This is a genomic window from Leeuwenhoekiella sp. NPDC079379, from assembly GCF_044542075.1.
Taxonomy (GTDB): domain Bacteria; phylum Bacteroidota; class Bacteroidia; order Flavobacteriales; family Flavobacteriaceae; genus Leeuwenhoekiella.
Genome location: NZ_JBITTU010000005.1, coordinates 290,407 through 312,474, shown reverse-complemented (window position 1 = coordinate 312,474; position 22,068 = coordinate 290,407). Strand labels below are relative to the sequence as shown.

Below are 22,068 nucleotides of genomic sequence, written 5' to 3'. Positions count from 1 at the left end.
TAGTTTATAATACTGAAAAAAGACCTGCAATAAGTAAAATGGGTAAGATGAAAATAACTATAGGCAATAGCAGATTTAAGATTGCCGTGGCTATTGAACTTTGTTGCACTTCAGAAATACCAATAATTATGAGAACAAGAGACCAAATTACCAGAACCGTTTCTAATAAAACCGAACCCCAGAATGCAATATTTTCTAACATTCCACCGCCGGTAATATCACCCTCTGCCTGAAATAATGCTATTCCGTAAATACCTACCTGTGGTACTAAAAATACAAGGGTTAAAATCATAGGTAACGACCCGTAGGCCAATACCCGTAGAATACCTTTAGAATCTGCTCTACCACCTATCCATTTACCGGTATAACTAAGTAACGAAGCATAAATATAATACGACACCCACCCCAGTAGAGCACCGCCTACAATACTAAAACCCAATACGGCTCCCAAACTTAAATTATCTCCTAAATCTTTTTCGATAGCGCGGTCAAATCCGCGCACAATACCCGCTAAAATGAGCAACACATAAACATGCTCGTCGTATTTTTTAGCTTCTATAAATTTGAAAACTTCCCGCGGAAACACCCATATTCGAGTAAATAGTTCACGGTCTGTCAGGTTTTCTACAGATTCCTGAGGAGTATTGGTTTGTTGCATAGGCTAATTTATTTTAAGGGTTTTCACCATCTATTAATTTTTGAGCGGTTTCATTTGCTGCATATACAGCACCATCCATATATCCCGGAAACTCAGTTGCCGTCTCTGAACCCGACACCAGTAATCTGTCTTCAAAAAATGAATCCTGAAAAACAGGATTCCCATTATTTTGATGAGGAAAAAGCGGACTCTCAGAAGATTCATAGGTATGCGTTTCCCGGCTCCAGATGCATTCTTTATATTCAATAAAACGGGTTACCGGTTCGCCAAAAACATTTTGTAACTGGTTCATAACCCGCATCTGGCGTTCATCGTTATCAAGCAACTTATAAGAAGCATTCATAAAACCACACAACGCATATTTAGAACGCTTGTGATCGCAGTGGTCGTAAAATTCAGTTATAGGTCCGGTATTGCTAAACAAGGTTCCCGATAGCTTATTTTCTTTCCAGAATGGTGTCTTAAAAGTTAGTGCCACTTTGATAGAATCTTCCATCCAGGTTTGTGTTTGTTGTGCCGTATGTACTATTAAATCGGGTAAAGCCGGTGAAAATTGAATACGCTTAGACCACAATTTTGGCGGAAGCGCGAGAGCCACTTTATCGGCTTCAAAAACTTCACGTGCTTTAACGACTACTTTATCAAAATGAAACTGAATTTCGTTCACCGGCTGATTAAGCAAAACCGAATTTTGATCTAACTTTTTATAAAGTGTTTGTATTAAATGCGAAGTGCCGCCGGCAATACGATAACTGGGCGGTTGGCTGGGTACTTGTATAGATTGTGCCGGAGAAGTAGAGAATGGCTGAAAAAACACCTTACCCGTCATATACTGTTCAAAAGAAGAAAGGCCAAGCTCCTTTAGTAGAGCGTTTAAATGTTTATGTTGATCGCCAAACCAGGTAGCACCCATTTCTACCGGCGTCTCAGCCGTATCAAAGGCGGTACGTATTCTACCACCTATGCGATCTCTGGCCTCTAAAATTTTAAAAGGAATTCCTTTTTGCTGTAAACGGTATCCTATTAACAACCCACTTAAACCCGCACCTATTATTAGTATCATCTAGTAAAATTAAGGAAGCTTAGGTTTAGTTGTAATTAAAAACACGAAGTATTATCAGATTAAAAAATCTAAATTTTCAAAGACTATTCAAATTCTAATCGGTATTAATATCGTTTGCTTCTAAGATCTGATTAAATTGTGCTTCATTTCCTGCTTCTTTCATTTCAGCATAAATAACGCGCATCACTTTTTCAGAATCTGCTCTGTAGGGCGATTTAAGTTCAACATAGCGTTTATAAGCCTTACACATGGCCTCAAGCCCTCTCTCATATTCATTTAGTTTCAGCGCATAAATTGTTCCTATGCCGTAAAATACCTCAGGATTACTGGCATCTATTAGTGCCAGACGCTCATACGATTTTAGGGCGTTGGCATAATCCTCTTTATATTGATAGACAATGGCTATATTCTGTAAGGGCATCAAACCGTAGGGATCTACTTTCAACGAACTTTCATAAGCTGCGATCGCCTTATCAAATTTGTTAAGTTTTCTATACATCAATCCCAGATTGTCCCACGCAAAAGCAAAATCAGGATCTTCTTTGATTGCTTTTTCAAAATACCCGGCAGCCTTAGCAAACTCTTCATTTTCTGAAGCATCTACGCCATCTACATAATACATATACGCTTTACGGTTTTCAGAAAGTGATTTATCACTGTGCTTGTCATTACTGGCGATGGTTTCTTTTAAAGCCATACAGTTTTGCATCATATAACGCTCTACTGTATAATAATAATCTTTGTATTCGTCAGACTCATTATTTGTATTTATGACAATATCTATTTTTTGTTTACCATCTTCACTTACCACCGCATCTTTATCAGGATTTATATTTTGAAATTTTGAACCCATCTGGTATGCACCGGCTAACTCGTCAAGGCATTTATTGATTTCTAAAGCAACCTCTGCCCTATGCTTATCGTAAGTACTTATAGCATCTATACACTCACAAGCATTTTTTGATAATTGGCTGAGAAGAATATCTTGTTGAGAACCGCCTTCTTCTTGAGCAAACGCCGCAAAAAACCCGAGCATAACAGTTAAAAATAGCAGTGTTTTTTTCATCCTTAAAATTTAAATAGCAGGCTAATAACTCACAGATTAATCATTATCTGTAATTATATCAACAAGATAGTATATAATTTTAAACAGTAATTACAGCTTTCCTCATTTGTAGCTATTTAGCTCGAAATTTTCATCATTATATTCTAATACAAATTCAGCGTTAGCGCAAATAAAAGCAGCTAAAAAGCCGCTTTTCAAGTTTTATAAAAAATCTTCCCGAGCCGGATTAAAGGCGTCTATGAGAATCCCTTCTTCCAGACATTCGGCACCGTGGGCTGCGTGATGTGAACTCTGCACCTCCTAGGTCGCCTTAGATTTAAAAAATAACTCGCTTTCCTTTTTTTATGGATAATGATTATCGATTTTGCATATATTCGATTCCGGCAATAACGCCGCGTAATTCTGCCAAACCTTTTAAACGCCCAATCGCGGTATAACCCGGGTGTGCCAGAGGTTTCTTTAAATCATCAAGCATCTGGTGCCCGTGATCAGGACGCATAGGTAATTGTTTACCACGTTGCTTTTCTACTTCTAATAATTCATAAATCACAGCCGGCATAGGCACGTCACCTTCTAAGTGATTGTCTTCAAAAAAACTGCCGCTGGTATCGCGTTTTGTACTGCGCAAATGTATGAAATGAATGTGGCTGCCATAATCTTTAACCATTTGTACCAAATCATTATCTGGTCGTGCTCCAAAAGAGCCGGTGCAAAACGTAATTCCGTTAAAAGCACTAGAATTATCTGCCAGTAAACGAGCAACATCTGAAGCTTTGCTCATAATACGTGGCAAGCCAAAAAACGCATGCGGCGGATCATCTGGATGTATCGCCATCGCTACACCTGCCTGCTCTGCAGTGGGTAAGACTGCATCTAAAAACAGCTTTAAATGTTCTTGAGCTTTAGACTCATTAATAGTTGCATAAGTATCTAAAGCTTCTTGAAAAGCAGTTAAGGTGTACCCTTCTTCTGCTCCCGGGAGTCCGGCAATTATCGCACGTTCTAATTTCTTTTTTTCTGCTTCAGAAGCGGTATCCATAAATTGTTTTGCTTCCGCAAGTATAGACTCCTTATAGTCATGTTCTGCATTGCTACGCTTAAGCATATAACAGTCAAAAGCAGCTAAAAGTTCCCATTCAAAACGCAATGCTGTTGCACCATTTGCCAGCGGATATGCCAGTTGAGTGCGTGTCCAGTCTAACACGGGCATAAAATTATAACACACCACATTTACCCCTATTTTACCTAAATTCTGAAGCGAAATTTTGTAATTCTCAATATGATGCTCAAACACTCCGGTTCGGGTTTTGATAGGCTCGGTTACCGGTAAACTTTCAACCACATGCCAGTCTAAACCTGCCGCATTAATTTCGGCTTTACGCTTCTCAAGCGCTTCGAGTGTCCAGATTTCTCCGTTTTTAATTTCGTGCATTGCGTGTACCACACCGGTTGCACCTGCCTGTCTTATATCTTGAAGCGATACAGGATCTTTAGGCCCGTACCAACGCATTGTTTGATTCATCTTATAAATTTTAAAGGATAACAGATCGCAAAAGCATCTGCCTAATTCTAAATTTGAAATTAAAATGCAGCATTAAACGCCTGCAAATACTTTAAAACCACCATCTACAGTGACAACTGTACCGGTAACAAAACTTGCGGCATCGCTGCACAACCAGTGAATGGCACCATTTAAATCTTCGGGGTTACCAAATTTTCCCAGGGGTGTATGCGCAATGATTTTCTCACCTCGCTCGGTAAGACTCCCATCCTTATTGGTTAATAAATCACGGTTTTGCTCAGTTAAGAAAAAGCCCGGCGCTAATGCATTTACCCGAACCGGATTCTCTTGTTTTTGTGCAAATTCTACTGCCAGAAACTGAGTAAGATTTTCTATAGCAGATTTTGCCGAAGCATAGCCCATAACTCGTGTAAGTGGTAAATGTGCTGCAACTGATGAGATATTTACAACACTCGCCTTAACTGACTTTTCTAACAACGGAAGGAAAATCTGCGTAGGTAAAAAAGTTCCTATATAATTCAAATCGATCACCTTACGCATCTGCTCTAGATCTGCGTCTGCAAGCGTTTGATTAGGCATAATTAAAGCTCCGGCCATATTGCCGCCTGCGGCATTAATCAAAACATCTATATAACCTAAATGCTCTGCAATCTCCTCTTTTACCAGCATCAAAGCTTCTTTATTGGTTACATCTGCCACTACGCCGGTGGCCTCGTGCCCGTGTTGCTTAATGCTACTTACCAGCGCATCAACTTTATCTTTGCTACGCCCCAGAATTACAACGTGAGCGCCTGCTTCAGCTAGTGATCGGGTCATCGATTCACCCAGAACACCGGTTGCTCCGCTAATTACAATTATTTTATTCTCTACAGAAATCAACGATTTCATATTATTAGTTTTTTGGTTATTGATTAGTCTTTTAAAGAAACAATTTCTTTGCTTAAAACGGAATCTTTTATATAGGTTTTTAATGATAAATCCTGTCGTGCAGCTTCCTGTAATGCTAATGTAGCGACCAAAGTTGCCCCTAATTTAGAAAGGTGTGTATCATCGTGTTTTTCGGTTTTGTAGTATGTGTTTTCACCGGCTGCAAAATGCAAATGCAGTTGTTTAGAACCTTCTACTCCATATCCTTTTTCTAGTCTTTCGGTTAGAAATTGAAGATCTAGAAATGGTACATTAAGGTCTTTCGCGGTCAGGCGTACTACTAGCGGATAGTCCCCGTGTGTATCTACTAAAACACCGGCATCATTAAAACTACGTCGCACGATAGACGACAATAAAACAGGAATTGCACCTTTAGCTCGTGACTCGTTTACAAATCGCTCCAGATTATAGCGGTATTGCGTAAACGGGAAGGTGTAGCGTGTACTGTCTAGAATTTTTTCATCATTATGACCAAACTGTACAAATAAATAATCCCCCGTATTCAACGAATCTAAAACTACCTGCCAGCGGCCTTCTGTAATAAAACTTTTACTACTGCGACCGTTTACCGCGTGATTACTTATAGTTAAGGAATCACTCACAAGATCTGGAAGCATTTGTCCCCAGCCGTGTTCAGGATTAACCTCAGGATTTTTCTTATCTGCCATCGTAGAATCTCCTATGAGATACAATGTAGTTTTTTGCTGCGCGGAAACTAACGTAACCCAAAGAAATAAGAAACTAAAAAGTAGCTGTTTTAAATTCATTTTTTATTTGTTTAAGATTGAAGCATATGCATCAGGATTCCAGTTATCCTGGCCTTTTAAAACGGAAGCTTTAGTGTATTGTGCTAACTCGTTTTCATAAATCTGATGCGACCACCATACGCGTTTTTCTGGGTTTGCTCCTGCACCGCTGCTATTGTATTCCGCATAAAAAACCGTGCGCTCTTTGTGGGGAAACATGGCATCGCCATCCCAGACTTCCCATCCTTCGGGAAGTATGTGAGCTCCCAGTTTACAATTTAAAAAAACGGTTTTAGCATAGGGTCTCCAGGGTCTGCCTAAATATGCTTTTGAGACTGCAGCGTCTGCAGTAAGTGTACAATCTGAAAATACATAACCGTATTGCTGTCTTGCTGGGGTTGAAGCTGCCGTAACATAAGAATCTGCCAGACTTTTAATCTCACAGTTGTCAAAGAATGCCGTTGCCTGCCCAAATATAAAATCTGTAGTTCCCTCAATATAGCAATTTTCAAATAGCATACGGTTGTCTTCACCAGCAGTATAAACAGTATCCTGACATCCTAAAATTTTACAATTTTTAAATACAGAACGATCTCCTGCTGCGTGTAACGATACTGCCTGACCTTTTTTACACCACGTATTTTGTATAGTCAAATTTTCAGCATAAAAATCCTGTCCCTCTACTTTTAAAGTAGCCGAAGTGAACGTATTCACAACCTCCTGGGTCACCGCATCTACTTTCCCTGAATAATCGCTGTTTACCAAAATAACCTGATCACGGTCTTCTCCTATTAGGGCAATCTTTCGCTTCCAGGCTGGGATGGTGATTTTCTCGTTGTAAATTCCTTTTTTTATAAATATACGCACGTAATCAGGACCCAAATCGCGGGTACTATTTATGGCCTCCTGTATACTTTTAAAATCACCACTGGCATCTTGAGCAACTGTAATCTTGTGGTAAACACGAGCTGTTTCCGCAATAAATATCCGGTTTAAAAATGATAGACTGTACTGTAGTGTTTTTTCAAACCAGGGATTCAATAACCAGAACGAATGTGGTGTTCCCGGGATGGTACGCACCTCATTATAAATCCCATACTCGCTTAATAAGGAAACCATATCATCACGACCAGCGTGAAAACGAGACACGGTACTGTTTATAAAAAGCGTGGGAGGTGTTGTAGCATTTACATATTCTAATGGTGAAGCTTCTCTCCAGTTTTTTGGGTTTTCATCTTGTAAACCGCCTAGCCACTTCCCTGCGATCTCACTTTCTTCAGCCTCCGGGTGAATAAAAGAAACGATACCGTCAACATTAATAATTGCCTGCACTACATCTGACGTTTTATAATCTATACTATCAAATCGTTTTAAATTACCTGTAACTCCAACTAAAGTGGCCAGTTGAGCACCGGCAGAATTACCCAGAATTGCAATTTGATCTGGATTGATGTTGTACTTCTCTGCGTGATCCCTCATAAATCGTAAAGCCGCTTTTAAATCTAAAACCGCCCCAGGAAAAGGTGTATCTGTGCTTAAACGGTATTCTGCAATAACTGCTACAAACCCATTGTTAGCTAAATGCTGTGCCATAGGCCTTACATTTTCTTTACTTCCACTAATCCAGCCGCCTCCAAAAACCAGTAAAACCGCCGGACTTGTTGCAGTTTTATTCTTAGGGTAATACACGTCTGCTTTTAAATCTTTACCAGAAACACGTGCATAAACGACGTCTTCTTCCGCAGAAAATTGGCTTTCCTTTAAAGTTGTAACCGGTGTAATAAAGGGATAGTCCTTTTTTAGCTTCTCATAAGTGGTGCTAATCGTGTAAGGCTTTACCTCAATCTCCTTTTTCTGCGCAATACAACTACCGGTAAGTACTAAAAAAAGAGTAAACAGGCTCAAAATTCTATACATCGCTTATTTATTTTGTAATTCTAAAAAAATCAAAGTCGGCATAACCGCCACGTTTAGCATCGAGGCTGCTTACGCTAAATATACCCACTTTTGCTCCCACCCATTTTCCGGGTTTGGCGGTGAATTCTTTTCCTATTTTTTTAAACGCTTTCCCATCTTCACTATAGCTAAACCTGCAAGTCGCATCGGGTGCACTTACTTCAACTTTAAAATAAGCAGTGTTTGTAGCAATTCGTTTTACCTCATTTGTAAACTCATCTGCACCGCTCTCTGCATCTAGCGCCTGTGTTTGCTCAATAAAAAATCCGTCATTATCGTGTGTTAAAGTGAGTGTAGCATAGTGCATCCCAAAAATCATTAAACCCGCCCGTTTACCCGTAATCGCTTCTTCAGGTTCTAATTTAACAACTGTAGTTGCTGTAAACTGTGGTGACGGAAACTTTTGAAGAAATAAATTAGGCGTCACCCACAAATTCGGTTGTTGTGTTTCAGGTTTTATAGAAAACAGGCGCAGGTATTCTTTTCCGCGTATTTGCGCACTCCACATTACATTAGGATTTGCCTGCCACTGCCATTGTATTCCTAAAGTGTCGGTATTAAATTCATCTGTTTCAGGTGGTGTTGCAATAGGATATTTTAAGTCTACTTTCGGCTTTGTATAGGCTAATACCGGCTCTCCTATTCCATTATTATCAAAATCCTTCCCCATAACCGGCCAATCATTTTTCCACGACATAGGTTGAAGATGAACCACACGACCATAGGCATCTTTGTCCTGAAAATGAAAAGACCAATCTTCACCCTGCGCAGTTGCCACCCAGGCTCCTTGATGCGGACCATTAATTGGTGTACTCCCCTGCTCTAAAACGACTTGCTCTTCGTAAGGACCATACACATTTTTAGATCTAAGAATTAATTGCCAACCGGTACTAACTCCTCCTGCGGGTGCAAATATATAATAGTAGCCATTGCGTTTATAAAACTTAGAACCCTCAACAGTAGGGTGATTTTCATGACCATCAAAAACGTGTTTCCCGGCGTCAAGAACCTTTGTTGCTTCTGCATTCATTTTATGTACGGTAAGTAGACTTTTTACGCCTGCACGACTTCCTGCCCACCCGTGAACTAAATATGCATTACCATCATCATCCCAAAGCGGACACGGGTCTATTACTCCTTTAGCTTTGAATACTAAAACAGGTTCTTCCCATTCACCTCGTGGATCTTTTGTTTTAATGCGGAAAATTCCTTGATCAGGATCACCCCAAAAGATATAAAATTCTTCATTGTGGTACCGAATACTGGGTGCCCAAACCCCATTGCCGTGTTGCGGGATACTAAATACCTCATCTGGGAACTGCCTAGGCAAAGCATAATTTATAAGTTTCCAGTTTACTAAATCCCGAGAATGCAATACCGGTAAGCCCGGAGCAGCGTTAAAACTTGAAGACGTCATATAATAATCTCCATTAACACCCACCACATCTGGATCTGAATAATCTGAATGAAGAATAGGGTTTTTATAGGTACCGTCTTTCTGGTCTGCAACCCAAACTTGCGATATGCTTTGTTGCGCGATGCTGACTAAGCTAAACGCAAGTATTGAAGCTACTAAGGGTATCTGTTTCAAGAATTCCATAAGTCTGAGATTCTATTTTTAAAACAGAAAAAAGCTTAACCGAAACCGGCAAGCTTTTTTCTTATGTTTCTATAATTAATTAAGGCTATTGATACGCAGGATTTTGTTGAAAATCTCTGTTTTGATTTAAATCGATAGCGGTTTGTGGTAAAGGTCTTAGAATTTTTAATTCGCCATTGGCTCCTTGAAAATTTGCTTCATTAACAAGGTAATGATAAGCAGAAGCACGCTCAACCAGTTTACCGGTACGCTTTAAATCAAACCAACGGTGATACTCTCCTAAAAGTTCGCGACCACGTTCATCTAAAATATAATCTATATCAAAGTCTCCCGCTTGCGCTGGTACAACTCCTGCACGGCGACGTACTTCATTTAAGCGAGTAAGACCGGTAGCAGGGTTACCTGCTTGAAGATATGCTTCTGCAGCGATTAAATAGGTTTCTCCTAAGCGTGATAAAATAATATCTCTTCTGCTGGTGCTTCCACCAAATGGAGCGGCAGGATCATCAAATTTTCTTACCGGAATAGTTTGATAATCTGTTGAGGGATTTACAGAAGGCACATAGCTACCATAATCGTGATAAACAGCTTCAGGATGTGCAGCCATATAAGCAGCCTTATCTGCAGGAGTTGCTTCCCAGGCTGGTGCGTAGTAATGTGCTACAGGAAGGGTACTCGTATCTTCTACATCATAAAAGTCAAAATAACGATTGTAAACCTCAACCATAAATGTTGCGTTATAACGTGTGTCGTCTTCAGTAAATAAATCAATTGCAAATTGAGTAGGACATAATAAATATCTTCTGCTAGGTGCGTTTCCAGCTACTTCGGTGCCACCTTGATACGGACCAAAATACGATGTTTGTTGATGTCCTAGAGACTGAGGGTCTGTACTCACTGATTTAGGATCATACTGTACAGAAAATATGGTTTCTGAATTAATTGCATACGTGGGATTTCCCGGTGCCCATAATTCATCAAATTGCAGCGTTAAGCTTTCTCCTGCAATCGCAGCATCAGCATAAGTCGCTGCGGTGTCAAAATCTGCCTGCGTACCAAAATCTTCATAACCTCTAGTTAAGTAAACTTTAGCCAGTAAATGGTTTACGGCACGTTGCGTAACTTTCCCCTGAAAAGCACCTGTTCCTACCTCATCTAGTGCTCCTTCTAATTCAGTTATTATGAAACTGTAGATATTCTCTGCAGAATCGCGGTCAAAACTAAGAACCGGCTCTTTAAAATACTCTGTAACTAGAGGCACTCCTCCATAAGTTTGAACCAGTAAGAAATAGGCATTAGCTCTTAAATAGCGTACCTGTCCTATTTGTTGTGTTAGTACACTGGTATTTGCAGTTAAATCTGCATAGAAGATAGCGGTATTGGCCGTTTGTATCGCTTTATAAGCGTTATCATATAGTGCAGCTACACCTTCAGATGAAGGGTTAAGATCTGTGTATTGGCTTAATCCAGTAGGTTCGGCGTCACGTCCTTCAGCATATAAATCTGTTCCGCAGGCATATAACCAAGGTTCATTTCCGTAAAGTTCACGTAGTTGTGAATAATTTGCATTAATCAGCGACTGGTATCCTTCTGCCGTAAGATAAAATTCTTCGGCAACAGCAAATGACTCATTTTCCTCCTCTAAAAAATCCTGACAACTGGTCACTGCGAGCAGCAGTACCAGGCATCCTATTATGTATCTTGTCTTTTTCATCTTCTTAAAATTTTAAATTAAAACCTACCTGATAGGTAACATAACTAGGTCTTCCTGTTTGAAGTGATGCCCCTGCCCACTCCGGATCGTACCCGTCGTACTCTGTAAAAACAAACGGATTGAGTACGTTAGCATACACGCGTAGCTGCGAAAGGTTAAGAGATTCTAATGCTTTACCACTTAAATTATATCCTAAGGCTATGTTTTTTACTTTAACAAAAGATGCATCTCTGTAATAGCCTACACCATTATTTCTCCAAAAGCTACCTTCATTACGAGGTTGTGGATATGTATTAGAAGCTCTAGCAGGAATACCAGCATCGTTTGCAGGTATATACCAGTCTATATCTAATTTTTGACGACCTCGGTCACGGGTATCTGCAAAATTTGCATGGTAATTACTGTATACCAAAACTCCTTGTGTAACAATTACTGAAGTAGAAAGGTCAAAATTCTTAACACGTAAAGAACTAAAGAAACTACCGGTCCAGTCTGGATTTGTAGATCCTAAAATAACACGATCTGCATCTGGTGTGTACCTACCGTCACCATTAACATCAAGAAGTTTTTCTTGACCCTCTTGAAGACCATAACCTTGAGCTTCTGCAGCCTCATCTGCTTGCCAAATGCCCGTAAACTTATAGTTATAGAGTGCATCTAGCGACTCGCCTATAAATAAGTTATTTCCTACATCATCTACCTGATCCTGCCCATAGATAGATCGTAGCTCATTAGTATTTTTAGTAAATGTAAATGACGTTGTCCAAGTGATATCTTCTGTTTGAATATTGCGTGTTGTAAGTGCGATCTCTACCCCACGGTTACTTACAGATGCAACGTTTGCTGCGATATTTGCAAAACCGGTCTCACTTGGCAAATCTTGAGTAAATAATAAATCATCAGATAAACGATCATAAACATCAATACTACCGGTAATACGATCTCTATATAAACCGAAATCAAGACCTACGTTAAATTCACGGGTACGTTCCCACTTTAATTGTGCGTTTGCAATCTGGTTAGAAATAAATCCGTTTGAAGCCTGACCTGCATAATCATAATACGTTTGTGTATCTAGTGTATTTAATGAAGAATACGGGTTAATTTTATTATTCCCGGTATAACCAAAACTAGCACGAAGTTTCAAATTACTTACAACGGCAGACTCGGTTAAGAAATCTTCGTTAGAGATATTCCACCCCAATGCTGCTGAAGGAAATGAATCCCAACGGTTGTCTTCGGGAAATACTGAAGAACCGTCCCATCTGTTAGAAAGTGTAAGTAAGTATTTATCGTCATACGAATAATTAAAACGTAATGCATAGGATCTCAATGTGGTTTTAAAATAATTAGAACCTAAATCATAAGTACCCTGTTCTCCACTCCCTATATTAAAAAAACTGGTATCAAAAGGCATATTTCGAGAGGATGCAAAAGAGCTTTCGTTACGGTCTGAAAACATACTGTATAGTCCTAAAAGGTTGACATTATGAATTTCATTAAAAGTCTTCGTTATATTAAACTGGTTATCCCAGGTATAATTGAAGTTTTGTATCTGATCCAATCGAGCAGAAGACAGATCGTTGTTTTTACTACCGGTATCTGTAAGTGGTCCCCAAGATCTTCCTCGGCGATTATCTGAATATCCTGCAGCCAGCGAGGTCTTAAAGGACAACCATTCTAGAGGCTTATATTCAAAATACGTATTCCCAATTATATTCCATCTGCGAATGTTATCGATTGCATTTTCAATTTCTAAAAGAGGATTATATGTACTAGTCTTATCTATAATAAAATTTCCGTCTGGACCAACTAGTTTTCCAGGTAATGGAAATAGAGTTTCTCCATCAAGATCATAAGGATCTAAAAATGGATTTAGTCTAAAAGCTTCCTGCATTGCTATATCACTACCCTGATCCTGATCTGTTAAGGTTACCGTAATATTTGTACCTAAAGTAAACTTCTCATTAATCTTATGATCTACCCCCAGTTTTAGAGTGTACTTATTTAATTCTTCGTTATCTATATTTCCGGTTTCTGTCTGGTACCCTAATCCTAAGTTATATCCTAAACCGTTTTCAGCTCTTCCAGAAGCATTTACATAGGTGTTTTGTTGAATACCTGTTTTTAAAACAGCATCATACCAATCAAAAGACTGGTTTGCAGCAACACGTCTAAATAGTTCTGAATTTCCTGTCCCTGCAACTGCATCAAATAAAGTCGCTTCAGTTACTGCGCCGGTGTTTGGGTCTTTAGCAGCAGTAGCTAAATAGGCACCCTGGTGATATTCCCACCACGTCTGCGGATCCATAAATTTAGGAAGACGAGCAACGTCTTTTACACCTACAAATGATTCTACACTTACGGTAAGACCACCTTTTGCACCTGCTCCACTACGTGTTGTAACAATAACAACACCATTAGATCCACGAGAACCATAGATCGCTGTAGATGAAGCATCCTTTAAAATATCCATACGCTCAATATCCTGAGGATTGAGGAAATCGATATTATCTGTAGGTACACCGTCAACCACAAATAAAGGATTACCGCCACCACCAATAGAATTTTGACCACGTATAGTGATATTGTAACCATCGCCAATACGACCGGTTGAATTACTTACCTCTACACCGGCAACTAACCCCTGTAAAGATTCTACAGGATTAGTAAGGTTACGTTCGGTTAAACTTCCTGAGTCAACCGTACCTACTGCACCGGTAAGGTCTGACTTTTTAACGGTACCATATCCTACTACAACTACCTCACTAAGAGATTGCACATCTGTCTCTAACGATATCGTAAAGCTACTTTGAGAGCCTACCGGCAGACGTTTGGTTAGAAAACCCACATAACTTACAACAAGAGTTGCATCATTACCTGTAACTTCCAACTGAAAGTTTCCGTCAAAATCAGTAACAGTAGCAGCATTTGTACCTTCAACTAATACATTAACTCCGGGTAAAGGCATACTGTCATCAGCTGCTGAAACCGTTCCTGTAATGGTTCGCGCATTCTGGCTAAAGCCGAATAAAGAGCAGAGACTGAAAGCAAGTACAAACAGCCCTCTCTTTTTTCCTCGAAAGAGGAGATGAGTAATTAAATAATTCATTTTAATAAGTTTAATTGTGTGTGTAAATTTTTAAATAAGCAGTCTGGTTTATTTCATAAGAGTATTATTTATTTTGGTATTGATATATGTTATAGGTTCGCAATTCTCAATAGATGTGGACTCTTGTGCACCATTAATGGTCACATTTTTTAAGGTGATACCTGAGACTAGTTTTTCGGGTCTACCTTTAATTAAGATTCCGTACTCACCCCCATTTTCTACAGTGATATTTTCAAGATTAATGTTGTTTATAGTGGGTATAAATTCGCCTTCCTGAACTCCATAAATCCCGTAGTATAAATTGATTTTAAGTACAGCTTCTTTAACCTGTCCTATCTCAATATCTTTTACATAAAGATTTTCTACAAAGCCGCCTCGAAGTGTATTTGTTTTGATACGAATTGCCCTGTCTAGATTAGGACTATTCATTACACAATTGCGCACAAAAACATTGCGCACACCAGCCGAAATCTCACTTCCCATTACCACACCACCGTGACCATCTTTCATTTCGCAATTTTCTACAACAATGTTTTCACTGGGTATATTCACACGGCGACCGTCTGCATTACGACCAGATTTAATAGCAATACAGTCATCACCAGTATTAAATTTGCAATTGGTAATGTGCACATAACTCGAATATTCAGGGTCACAACCATCGTTATTAGGACCGTGGCTATTTACGGTAACCCCATCAACTGTTATGTATTTTGATTTTAAAGGATGAATAACCCAAAAAGGTGCATTAGTAAATGTCACCCCCTGAATTAAAATATTCTCGCATTCTAAAGTTTGAAAAAACAAAGGACGCAATTGATGTTTTGCTCCAAAAATTCGATTTTCAACAGCAACACCATCTTCTACCATTTTAAACAGCGTAGGCAAATTGTGCTCATCTTTTTGTTGAGGAGTACCTTCTTGATGACCATAACGTTCTGCACCAGACCACGGCCACCAGTTGTCATTACTAGCCTGCCCATTAAATGTACCACTACCTGTTACCGCAATATTTTTCTGTCCTTTGGCATAAATCAAGGGAGAGTAATTCATAATTTCCATACCTTCATATGAAGTGTGTACCGCCGGTAAATACGCTTGATGATCTGTTGTAAATAATACTTCTGCACCTTTCTCAAGATGTAAGTCTACATTACTTTTTAAATGAATAGGTCCTGTTAAATAGGCACCCGCAGGTACAATAACGTGACCTCCGCCCGAAGCATTACACTTTTCAATAGCATTTTTAAAAGCCTGCGTGTTTAGAGTTTTACCGTCAGCCACAGCTCCATAATCTGTAATCAAGAATTGTGCATCTGGGAATTCTAGTGTTCCTATTTTTTGTATTATGCGGTCTGCTTCATCCCAGGGGTCTACTTCTACAACGGCTTCTTGAATTCCCCCCGTTTGAGATTGATTTTTACAATTTGTAAAAGCTCCTAAAACTATCAGAAAAATCGTCGCCGGCATTTTACGCAATCGATTTCTTTTTAAATTAAACATAGAATATAATTTCGTGATAATAAAAGTTCACAATTGCAATTATAATACAATCGATTGCATAAAAGTAATTATTAAATATGATTATGCAAATTAAATAACTAAAGATTTATTAAAAAATCATTTTTTCTCAATAATTTGTTTCAATAAGTCAATAATAGAAGTTGAAGAGTGAAAAAATTGCTACAAAAACTATCATTTGTGTATAGAATTGAAAAATTATTTTAAATTGAAAACGATTACATACCCTAAAACATGCGCCAAAAAGAAAAGATTACCATTTATGATATTTCAAAAAAATTAAATATCAGTGCAGCGACTGTTTCCCGAGCATTAAATGATAGTAACCGGGTAAGTCCCAAGACCAAAGAACTGGTCTTGAAAATGGCAAAAGAATTAAATTACCAGCAAAATACTTTAGCTCTCGCACTCAAAAGTGGTCGTACATTTAACGTAGGTGTGGTAGTACCCTATATTAACCACACTTTTTTTGCTTCAGTGATACGTGGTATTGAAGAAGAGTTGACCCCTAAAGGATATCACGTCATCATTTGCCAGTCACACGAAGATGTGGCAAATGAAGCCCGCCAGATTAAAACACTGCTTAACACTCATATAGACGGTATTTTTATTTCGGTTTCTAAGACAACAGAAGATTTATCACATATTCAGGAAATACAGGACGATGGTGTACCACTAATTTTCTTTGACCGTAAAAAAGATATTAAAGGTGTTAGTTCGGTCACCATAAATGATTTTGAAGGTGCTTTTATGGCGACAGAGCATTTAATTCAACAAGGATATAAGAATATAGTACACATAGGTGGTGATCCTAAACTCGAAATCTACAAACACCGTTATGACGGTTATATCGCAGCCTTGAAGGCCTACAATATGGCTATAAACGAAAATCTAATTTTAGAGGTAAGCAGTACTGTTGAAGCGGGTATTGATGCTGTAAAAGAGCTTCTTGATAAGAATATTAAATTTGATGCTTTCTTTTCGGCCAGCGATTATGTAGCTCTGGGTGGATTACGAGAACTACGCAGCCGCGGAATAAAAATACCCGAAGAGGTAGGCGTGGTAGGTTTTAGTAATGAACCCTTTACAAAATATCTGGAGTGCCCGTTAACCAGTGTTGGTCAAACTCCTATGCTGATGGGCCAAATTGCTGCACAGGTTTTTCTAGAACAAATAAATGAACAATCTAAAAGCCTTAAAGTTGAGAAAAAGGTGGTTTTGATGCCAGAACTTTATGAACGTGAGACTTCATTAAAAAAGGGAGTTGCAGTAAATCTGTAACTCCCTTAATAGTTATTAACGCTATTTTTTAAATTATAAGGAGACGCCCCTTTTCCACGGAATAAAATCGTCTTGCCCCAGAATATCTGCTTTAGATTCAATTGCACCACTTGCAACCTGTATTACGTATTCTAGAATTTCTTCTCCCATCTCCTCAATGGTTTTTTCGCCACGTATAACCCCACCGCTATCTATATCTATAATATCTGGCATACGTCTGGCTAGTGTACTGTTTGAGGCTACTTTTAAAACCGGAGCAATTGGGTTTCCTGTAGGTGTTCCTAACCCGGTTGTAAATACCACAACTGTAGCTCCAGAACCTACCATAGCCGTTGTGCTTTCTACATCATTTCCTGGTGTGCATAACAGGTTTAATCCCGGTTTAGTTACGTATTCGCCGTAATCTAATATAGCCTGTATAGGTGATGTGCCACCTTTTTTTGCTGCACCTGCAGATTTCATCGCATCTGTAATTAAACCATCTTTAATGTTCCCTGGTGACGGATTCATATCAAAGCCAGAACCTGCATCGATAGCAGATTTTTCATAAGCTTTCATCAGTTGCATAAAACGGGATGCATCTTCGTCGTTAACGCAACGATTAACCAGTTCTTGCTCTACGCCACATAATTCAGGAAATTCTGAAAGTATAGGAGAGCCTCCTACTGCTGCCAGTAAATCTGAAGCATATCCTAATGCAGGATTAGCTGATATACCGGAAAACCCATCAGAACCACCACATTCTAATCCCATTTTTAACTTGGCAATAGACGCAGGCTTGCGCTGTATGCCATTAGCCTTTTTAATACCTTCAAAAGAATCTTTAATTATCCTGGCAAGCATCGCATCAACGGTTCCTTCAGCTTGCTGCTCATAAATTAAAACAGGCTTTTTTACATCTGAAGTTATACCTGCAAGAGCATTTTTAAAGATGTCTATTTGCAGATTTTGACAACCCAAACTCAATACAGTTGCCCCGGCAACATTAGGATTATTCACATAACCTGCCAGTAATTTTGAAAGTGCGACAGCATCCTGTCGAATACCCCCACAACCACCCTGATGGGTTATAAATTTCACCTCAATATTATCAAAAATAGCTTGCTCTTCTTCAATTTCTACTACCGCGGTATCTTCAGGTACACCTTGAATTAGGTTGCGCAATAATTGGCGTTGACGGCTAGCTTTATGAAATGAAAGTTCTTTTTCAAAAACATCTTTTAATAATTCGATATTTCGGTTTTCACAAAATACCAATGGAAAAAACAGCCATACATTTGCGGTCCCTACCTGCCCGTCTTCTCGATGGTATCCCATAAAGGTTCGGTCTTTCCATTTGGTGATATCTGGAGCTGTCCACGAAGTAGTTTCTGTTTTTTGAGATACCGAATTTGCCTCATGTTTTACATTTTGAGTAGTAAGTACTCCGCCCACTGGTATCTGACTTAAAGCCTTACCCACTAAAACACCGTACATATAAATCGAATCTCCTGGAGCGAGATCAACTAACGAAATTTTATGCTTCGCTTTACAGTCGTCTAATACCAAAAGTGTTTTTCCCTCAAATTGTAAGCTATCTCCCGTATATAAATCTACAAGTGCTACGGCTACATTATCCTGAGGATGTACTTTTATAAGCTTACTTATCATTTTTATTCTATATTAAAAAAGCCAATTTTAACCCTTAAATTTATTGTATCCTTCTTCTATACCGTGTGTATCAATTAGATCTAATGCTTTTGAGATTTGATCTTCAAAATTATCGACTTTAGTTAAATCCTGATCCCAAAATGCTGTATTACTCAGAACTTCATGTGCAATAAGTTTATAATCATGAGTCACCCATAATTGATTAAATACAGCAACCACTTCAGCATCATCCTGTACAGGTAAAGACTGCTCCTTATAGCTGCCTTTATAAAACCGAATTAAACACGCTAGTGCAAAGGTAAGATTTATAGGTAATCGATTGTATTTTTCGTGATAAGCTAATAAACTTGGTAAAACACGAACCTTAAATTTAGAAACAGTATTAAGTGCTATACTCGAAAGTTGATGCTTTATAAACGGATTTCTGAATCGATCAAATACTGCATCTGCAAACGTCTTAAGTTCTTCGTCAGGTAAATCTAATGTGTGATTAATCTCATTGAATACTGCATCACGTACAAAGGTTCCTGTAAAAGAATTGTCTATCGTTTCTTTTACCGTATCGTTACCATACAAAATAGAAAAAGGGACCATAGTAGTATGTGCACCATTTAAAATACGTACTTTACGCGTTCTATACGGCTGCATATCATCAACGACGAGAATATTCTCATCTATTTTATCAAAGGGAATTTTAGCCTTTAGAGCTGCTCCACCTTCAATAACCCACAGTAAAAAAGTCTCTGCAGAAACAATCAAATTATCTTTAAATTCTAGCTGACTTTGATATAATTCTATATCGTCTTTAGGATAGCCGGGTACGATACGATCTACTAATGTATTGTGAAAACTGTTGTATATTTCAATCCAGGATTTAAAATCATCACTAAGTTCCCATAAGTCTGCATACTGCAAAATTATTTTCTTGAGCGTATCTGCATTGTGGTTTATTAATTCACACGGAATAATGGTCAGACCTTTATCTGCAGCTCCCTTAAAATGCTTAAAGCGTTTATAAAGCAATGCAGCCACTTTTGCAGGAAAACTATTATGCGGAACACCTTCCAACGTATCCTGATCATCATAACTTATACCTGCCTCTGTAGTATTAGAAATCAAAAATTCTAACGCTTCTTCTTCAGCCAATGCTAAATAAGCCGCATAATCTTCATATGGATTAATCCCTTTTTGAATACACGAAATGGTATGAATTTCTTCGGTCTCACTACCATTTTTAATTCCTTTTAAAAACAGATTATAGAGACCATCCTGCTCATTAAGCATTTGTATTAGTCCTCCTGCGAGTGGCTGTATTATAGCAACACCTGCATTAAACTGCGCTTCTTTGTTGAGTTTATCTATAATATAATCTACAAAAGCTCTCAAGAAATTACCTTCGCCATATTGAATAACCTTTATGGGTAGTTTTTGAGTATATCCTGAGTTTTGTCTGGTTAAATTTTTCATCGGGTTGTTTACGTTAGGGATTTAAATTATTCAAATAAAGAAGGTAACCAAAGACTGATTGCCGGTATAAAGGTTACTAAAAGTAAAACGATAGCCATTACTGCATAAAGCGGTAAAAGCGGTTTCATGATTTTTTGAATTGATGTTTTTGCTACCCCTACTCCAATAAAAAGAACGGCTCCCACCGGTGGTGTACATAATCCTACACACAAATTCATTACCATCATAATACCAAACTGCACAGGATCTACGCCCATACTTGTTACCACAGGTAAGAAAATAGGTGTAAAAATTAAAACAGCCGGAGTCATATCCATAAACGTACCTACAAAAAGTAATAAGACATTAATAATGATAAGTATTACAAATTTATTATCGCTTAGTGCTAATAAAGCTGCGCTTACGTTCTGCGGTATATTTTCAAAAGACATCACCCACGACATACTCATAGAAGTCGCAATTAGTAACATCACAATCGCCGTTGTACCTACCGAACTTAAAAAGATACTTTTTAAACTTGATATTTTTAATTCGCGATAGGCGAATGATAAAACTAAGGTGTATAATACGGCAATACCTGAAGCTTCGGTAGCGGTAAAAACACCGGTAACGATCCCGCCAATAACTACAACCAATAAAAATAAACTAGGTAACGCATCAAAAAAAGTGCGCAAAACAACACCCATACTACTACGCTCTCCCGCAGGATATCCTTTTTTCTTAATCCAAAATGCAGCGACTAACATAAGTGACAATCCCATTAAAATACCAGGAATATAACCAGCTAGAAACAAGGACGCAATAGAAACACCACCACTCGCCAAAGAATAAACAATAAGTACATTAGAAGGCGGTATCACTAATCCTGTAGTAGATGCCGTGATGTTTATTGCTGCACCAAATTCTTTTGAGTAGTTCTCTTTTTCCATAAATGGTCCTAAAATACCCCCTATTGCAGAGGTTGCAGCTACTGCAGAACCTGATATTGCTCCAAAAAGCATCGCAGCAATAACATTGACATAGATAAGACCTCCTGGCAGGGCCCCCATTAAAGCCTTGGCAAAATTTATAAGCCGTAGGGCGATACCACCCTGATTCATTATTTGTCCCGCCAGTACAAACAGCGGTATAGCGAGGAGTGAAAAACTATCGAGACCAGTTGCCATACGCTGCGCAATGGTTGTAAAGCTGGCTAATGAATCTATAGAAACCATTATGGTAAGTAAACACGAGATCCCGATAGACCATGCCACCGGAACTCCTATTGCCAGAAGTATAAAAAATACAAGTACAAGGATTAAAATTTCAATCATGACAACAAGTATTTTTTAGGGTTGGCTAATTCTATAGATTTATAAATAATTACTAATATTCCGCTAATGGGTAGAACCATATACACAACTCCTAAAGGCAAACCTAAAGCAGCAGAATATTGTCCCAGCTCGTAATTAACATATACTAAATTACCTCCGCCTATGATTAATGCAAAAAATGCAAAGAGCATAATCAAAATATTAATGCCGATACGCAGCTTTATGCGGTTTTCAGGATTTAATTTAGGCGGAAGAATATTAATTGCCAGATGCTCTTGCTGTCCTGAAGCATAAGCAGCTCCCAGAATACCTATCCATATTAAAAGATATCGTGCAATCTCTTCGGTAAACGAACTTGCAGATTGCAATACATATCTAGAGAATACTTGCCAAAGAACTGCTATAACGATTGAGGCCATCAAAAAAACCAAAATCGAACCTAATATTTTATCTAATGTTTTTTTCATACTAC

General features: G+C 38.5%; 16 protein-coding genes. 1 reads left to right on the top strand and 15 read right to left on the bottom strand.

The genetic code is table 11. From position 1 onward, the window contains the following. Nucleotides 1–4: 4 nt before the first annotated feature. The 11 genes from ACIGAM_RS11590 to ACIGAM_RS11540 all read right to left on the bottom strand — a co-directional run bounded on the left by ACIGAM_RS11590 (nucleotide 5) and on the right by ACIGAM_RS11540 (nucleotide 15,867). Nucleotides 5–658, bottom strand: a complete 654-nt coding sequence (locus tag ACIGAM_RS11590) for a YIP1 family protein (RefSeq protein ID WP_396511596.1) — start codon at nucleotides 656–658, stop codon at nucleotides 5–7. 13 nt (nucleotides 659–671) lie between these two features. Next, nucleotides 672–1,721, bottom strand: a complete 1,050-nt coding sequence (locus tag ACIGAM_RS11585) for a flavin monoamine oxidase family protein (RefSeq protein ID WP_396511595.1) — start codon at nucleotides 1,719–1,721, stop codon at nucleotides 672–674. Nucleotides 1,722–1,815: 94 nt separating this feature from the next. Continuing rightward, nucleotides 1,816–2,787 carry a tetratricopeptide repeat protein gene (locus ACIGAM_RS11580; protein ID WP_396511594.1) on the bottom strand — a complete coding sequence of 324 codons (972 nt, stop codon included), beginning with the start codon at nucleotides 2,785–2,787 and terminating at the stop codon, nucleotides 1,816–1,818. Between the two features lie 355 nt (nucleotides 2,788–3,142). Then, complete coding sequence (gene uxuA, locus ACIGAM_RS11575; protein WP_396511593.1) at nucleotides 3,143–4,309, bottom strand: mannonate dehydratase; 1,167 nt, start codon at nucleotides 4,307–4,309, stop codon at nucleotides 3,143–3,145. A 72-nt stretch (nucleotides 4,310–4,381) separates the two neighbouring features. Next, the gene (locus ACIGAM_RS11570; RefSeq protein WP_396511592.1) at nucleotides 4,382–5,197 is read right to left on the bottom strand and encodes an SDR family oxidoreductase; all 816 of its coding nucleotides are present in this window, start codon (nucleotides 5,195–5,197) and stop codon (nucleotides 4,382–4,384) included. A gap of 23 nt (nucleotides 5,198–5,220) precedes the next feature. Further along, nucleotides 5,221–6,003, bottom strand: a complete 783-nt coding sequence (locus tag ACIGAM_RS11565; RefSeq protein ID WP_396511591.1) for a rhamnogalacturonan acetylesterase — start codon at nucleotides 6,001–6,003, stop codon at nucleotides 5,221–5,223. Between the two features lie 3 nt (nucleotides 6,004–6,006). After that, a complete protein-coding gene (locus tag ACIGAM_RS11560) occupies nucleotides 6,007–7,899 on the bottom strand; it encodes a pectinesterase family protein (RefSeq protein WP_396511590.1) in 1,893 nt (630 codons plus the stop codon). Nucleotides 7,900–7,906: 7 nt separating this feature from the next. After that, nucleotides 7,907–9,538, bottom strand: coding sequence for a glycoside hydrolase 43 family protein (locus ACIGAM_RS11555; RefSeq protein ID WP_396511589.1), 1,632 nt, complete (start codon nucleotides 9,536–9,538; stop codon nucleotides 7,907–7,909). Between the two features lie 85 nt (nucleotides 9,539–9,623). After that, a complete protein-coding gene (locus ACIGAM_RS11550; RefSeq protein ID WP_396511588.1) occupies nucleotides 9,624–11,252 on the bottom strand; it encodes a RagB/SusD family nutrient uptake outer membrane protein in 1,629 nt (542 codons plus the stop codon). Between the two features lie 4 nt (nucleotides 11,253–11,256). Next, nucleotides 11,257–14,364 carry a SusC/RagA family TonB-linked outer membrane protein gene (locus tag ACIGAM_RS11545; RefSeq protein ID WP_396511587.1) on the bottom strand — a complete coding sequence of 1,036 codons (3,108 nt, stop codon included), beginning with the start codon at nucleotides 14,362–14,364 and terminating at the stop codon, nucleotides 11,257–11,259. 48 nt (nucleotides 14,365–14,412) lie between these two features. Then, complete coding sequence (locus tag ACIGAM_RS11540; protein WP_396511586.1) at nucleotides 14,413–15,867, bottom strand: glycoside hydrolase family 28 protein; 1,455 nt, start codon at nucleotides 15,865–15,867, stop codon at nucleotides 14,413–14,415. Between the two features lie 252 nt (nucleotides 15,868–16,119). On the opposite strand from ACIGAM_RS11540, the gene ACIGAM_RS11535 reads away from it, so the two are divergent. Then, entirely contained in the window at nucleotides 16,120–17,166 is a 1,047-nt protein-coding gene (locus ACIGAM_RS11535) for a LacI family DNA-binding transcriptional regulator (protein ID WP_396511585.1), read from the top strand. A gap of 33 nt (nucleotides 17,167–17,199) precedes the next feature. Here the strand turns inward: ACIGAM_RS11535 and ACIGAM_RS11530 are convergent, their stop codons facing one another. Genes ACIGAM_RS11530 through ACIGAM_RS11515 form a run of 4 tightly spaced genes read right to left on the bottom strand, consistent with a single transcriptional unit; the run spans nucleotide 17,200 to nucleotide 22,063 of the window. Then, entirely contained in the window at nucleotides 17,200–18,816 is a 1,617-nt protein-coding gene (locus ACIGAM_RS11530) for a UxaA family hydrolase (protein WP_396511584.1), read from the bottom strand. A gap of 27 nt (nucleotides 18,817–18,843) precedes the next feature. Next, nucleotides 18,844–20,283 (bottom strand): tagaturonate reductase, encoded by a 1,440-nt coding sequence (locus ACIGAM_RS11525; RefSeq protein WP_396511583.1) that lies wholly within the window; start codon nucleotides 20,281–20,283, stop codon nucleotides 18,844–18,846. A gap of 26 nt (nucleotides 20,284–20,309) precedes the next feature. After that, nucleotides 20,310–21,596: a TRAP transporter large permease gene (locus tag ACIGAM_RS11520; protein WP_396511582.1), complete on the bottom strand. Its 1,287-nt coding sequence runs from the start codon at nucleotides 21,594–21,596 to the stop codon at nucleotides 20,310–20,312. Continuing rightward, the gene (locus tag ACIGAM_RS11515; protein WP_396511581.1) at nucleotides 21,593–22,063 is read right to left on the bottom strand and encodes a TRAP transporter small permease; all 471 of its coding nucleotides are present in this window, start codon (nucleotides 22,061–22,063) and stop codon (nucleotides 21,593–21,595) included. The genes ACIGAM_RS11520 and ACIGAM_RS11515 overlap by 4 nt, the downstream gene beginning before the upstream one ends. Nucleotides 22,064–22,068: the final 5 nt, after the last annotated feature.

Excerpts from the sequence above, each read along its gene's own strand:
- ACIGAM_RS11590 (WP_396511596.1), bottom strand. The coding sequence starts at position 658 with ATGCAACAAACCAATACTCCTCAGGAATCTGTAGAAAACCTGACAGAC.
- ACIGAM_RS11585 (WP_396511595.1), bottom strand. The coding sequence starts at position 1,721 with ATGATACTAATAATAGGTGCGGGTTTAAGTGGGTTGTTAATAGGATAC.
- ACIGAM_RS11580 (WP_396511594.1), bottom strand. The coding sequence starts at position 2,787 with ATGAAAAAAACACTGCTATTTTTAACTGTTATGCTCGGGTTTTTTGCG.
- uxuA (WP_396511593.1), bottom strand. The coding sequence starts at position 4,309 with ATGAATCAAACAATGCGTTGGTACGGGCCTAAAGATCCTGTATCGCTT.
- ACIGAM_RS11570 (WP_396511592.1), bottom strand. The coding sequence starts at position 5,197 with ATGAAATCGTTGATTTCTGTAGAGAATAAAATAATTGTAATTAGCGGA.
- ACIGAM_RS11565 (WP_396511591.1), bottom strand. The coding sequence starts at position 6,003 with ATGAATTTAAAACAGCTACTTTTTAGTTTCTTATTTCTTTGGGTTACG.
- ACIGAM_RS11560 (WP_396511590.1), bottom strand. The coding sequence starts at position 7,899 with ATGTATAGAATTTTGAGCCTGTTTACTCTTTTTTTAGTACTTACCGGT.
- ACIGAM_RS11555 (WP_396511589.1), bottom strand. The coding sequence starts at position 9,538 with ATGGAATTCTTGAAACAGATACCCTTAGTAGCTTCAATACTTGCGTTT.
- ACIGAM_RS11550 (WP_396511588.1), bottom strand. The coding sequence starts at position 11,252 with ATGAAAAAGACAAGATACATAATAGGATGCCTGGTACTGCTGCTCGCA.
- ACIGAM_RS11545 (WP_396511587.1), bottom strand. The coding sequence starts at position 14,364 with ATGAATTATTTAATTACTCATCTCCTCTTTCGAGGAAAAAAGAGAGGG.
- ACIGAM_RS11540 (WP_396511586.1), bottom strand. The coding sequence starts at position 15,867 with ATGTTTAATTTAAAAAGAAATCGATTGCGTAAAATGCCGGCGACGATT.
- ACIGAM_RS11535 (WP_396511585.1), top strand. The coding sequence starts at position 16,120 with ATGCGCCAAAAAGAAAAGATTACCATTTATGATATTTCAAAAAAATTA.
- ACIGAM_RS11530 (WP_396511584.1), bottom strand. The coding sequence starts at position 18,816 with ATGATAAGTAAGCTTATAAAAGTACATCCTCAGGATAATGTAGCCGTA.
- ACIGAM_RS11525 (WP_396511583.1), bottom strand. The coding sequence starts at position 20,283 with ATGAAAAATTTAACCAGACAAAACTCAGGATATACTCAAAAACTACCC.
- ACIGAM_RS11520 (WP_396511582.1), bottom strand. The coding sequence starts at position 21,596 with ATGATTGAAATTTTAATCCTTGTACTTGTATTTTTTATACTTCTGGCA.
- ACIGAM_RS11515 (WP_396511581.1), bottom strand. The coding sequence starts at position 22,063 with ATGAAAAAAACATTAGATAAAATATTAGGTTCGATTTTGGTTTTTTTG.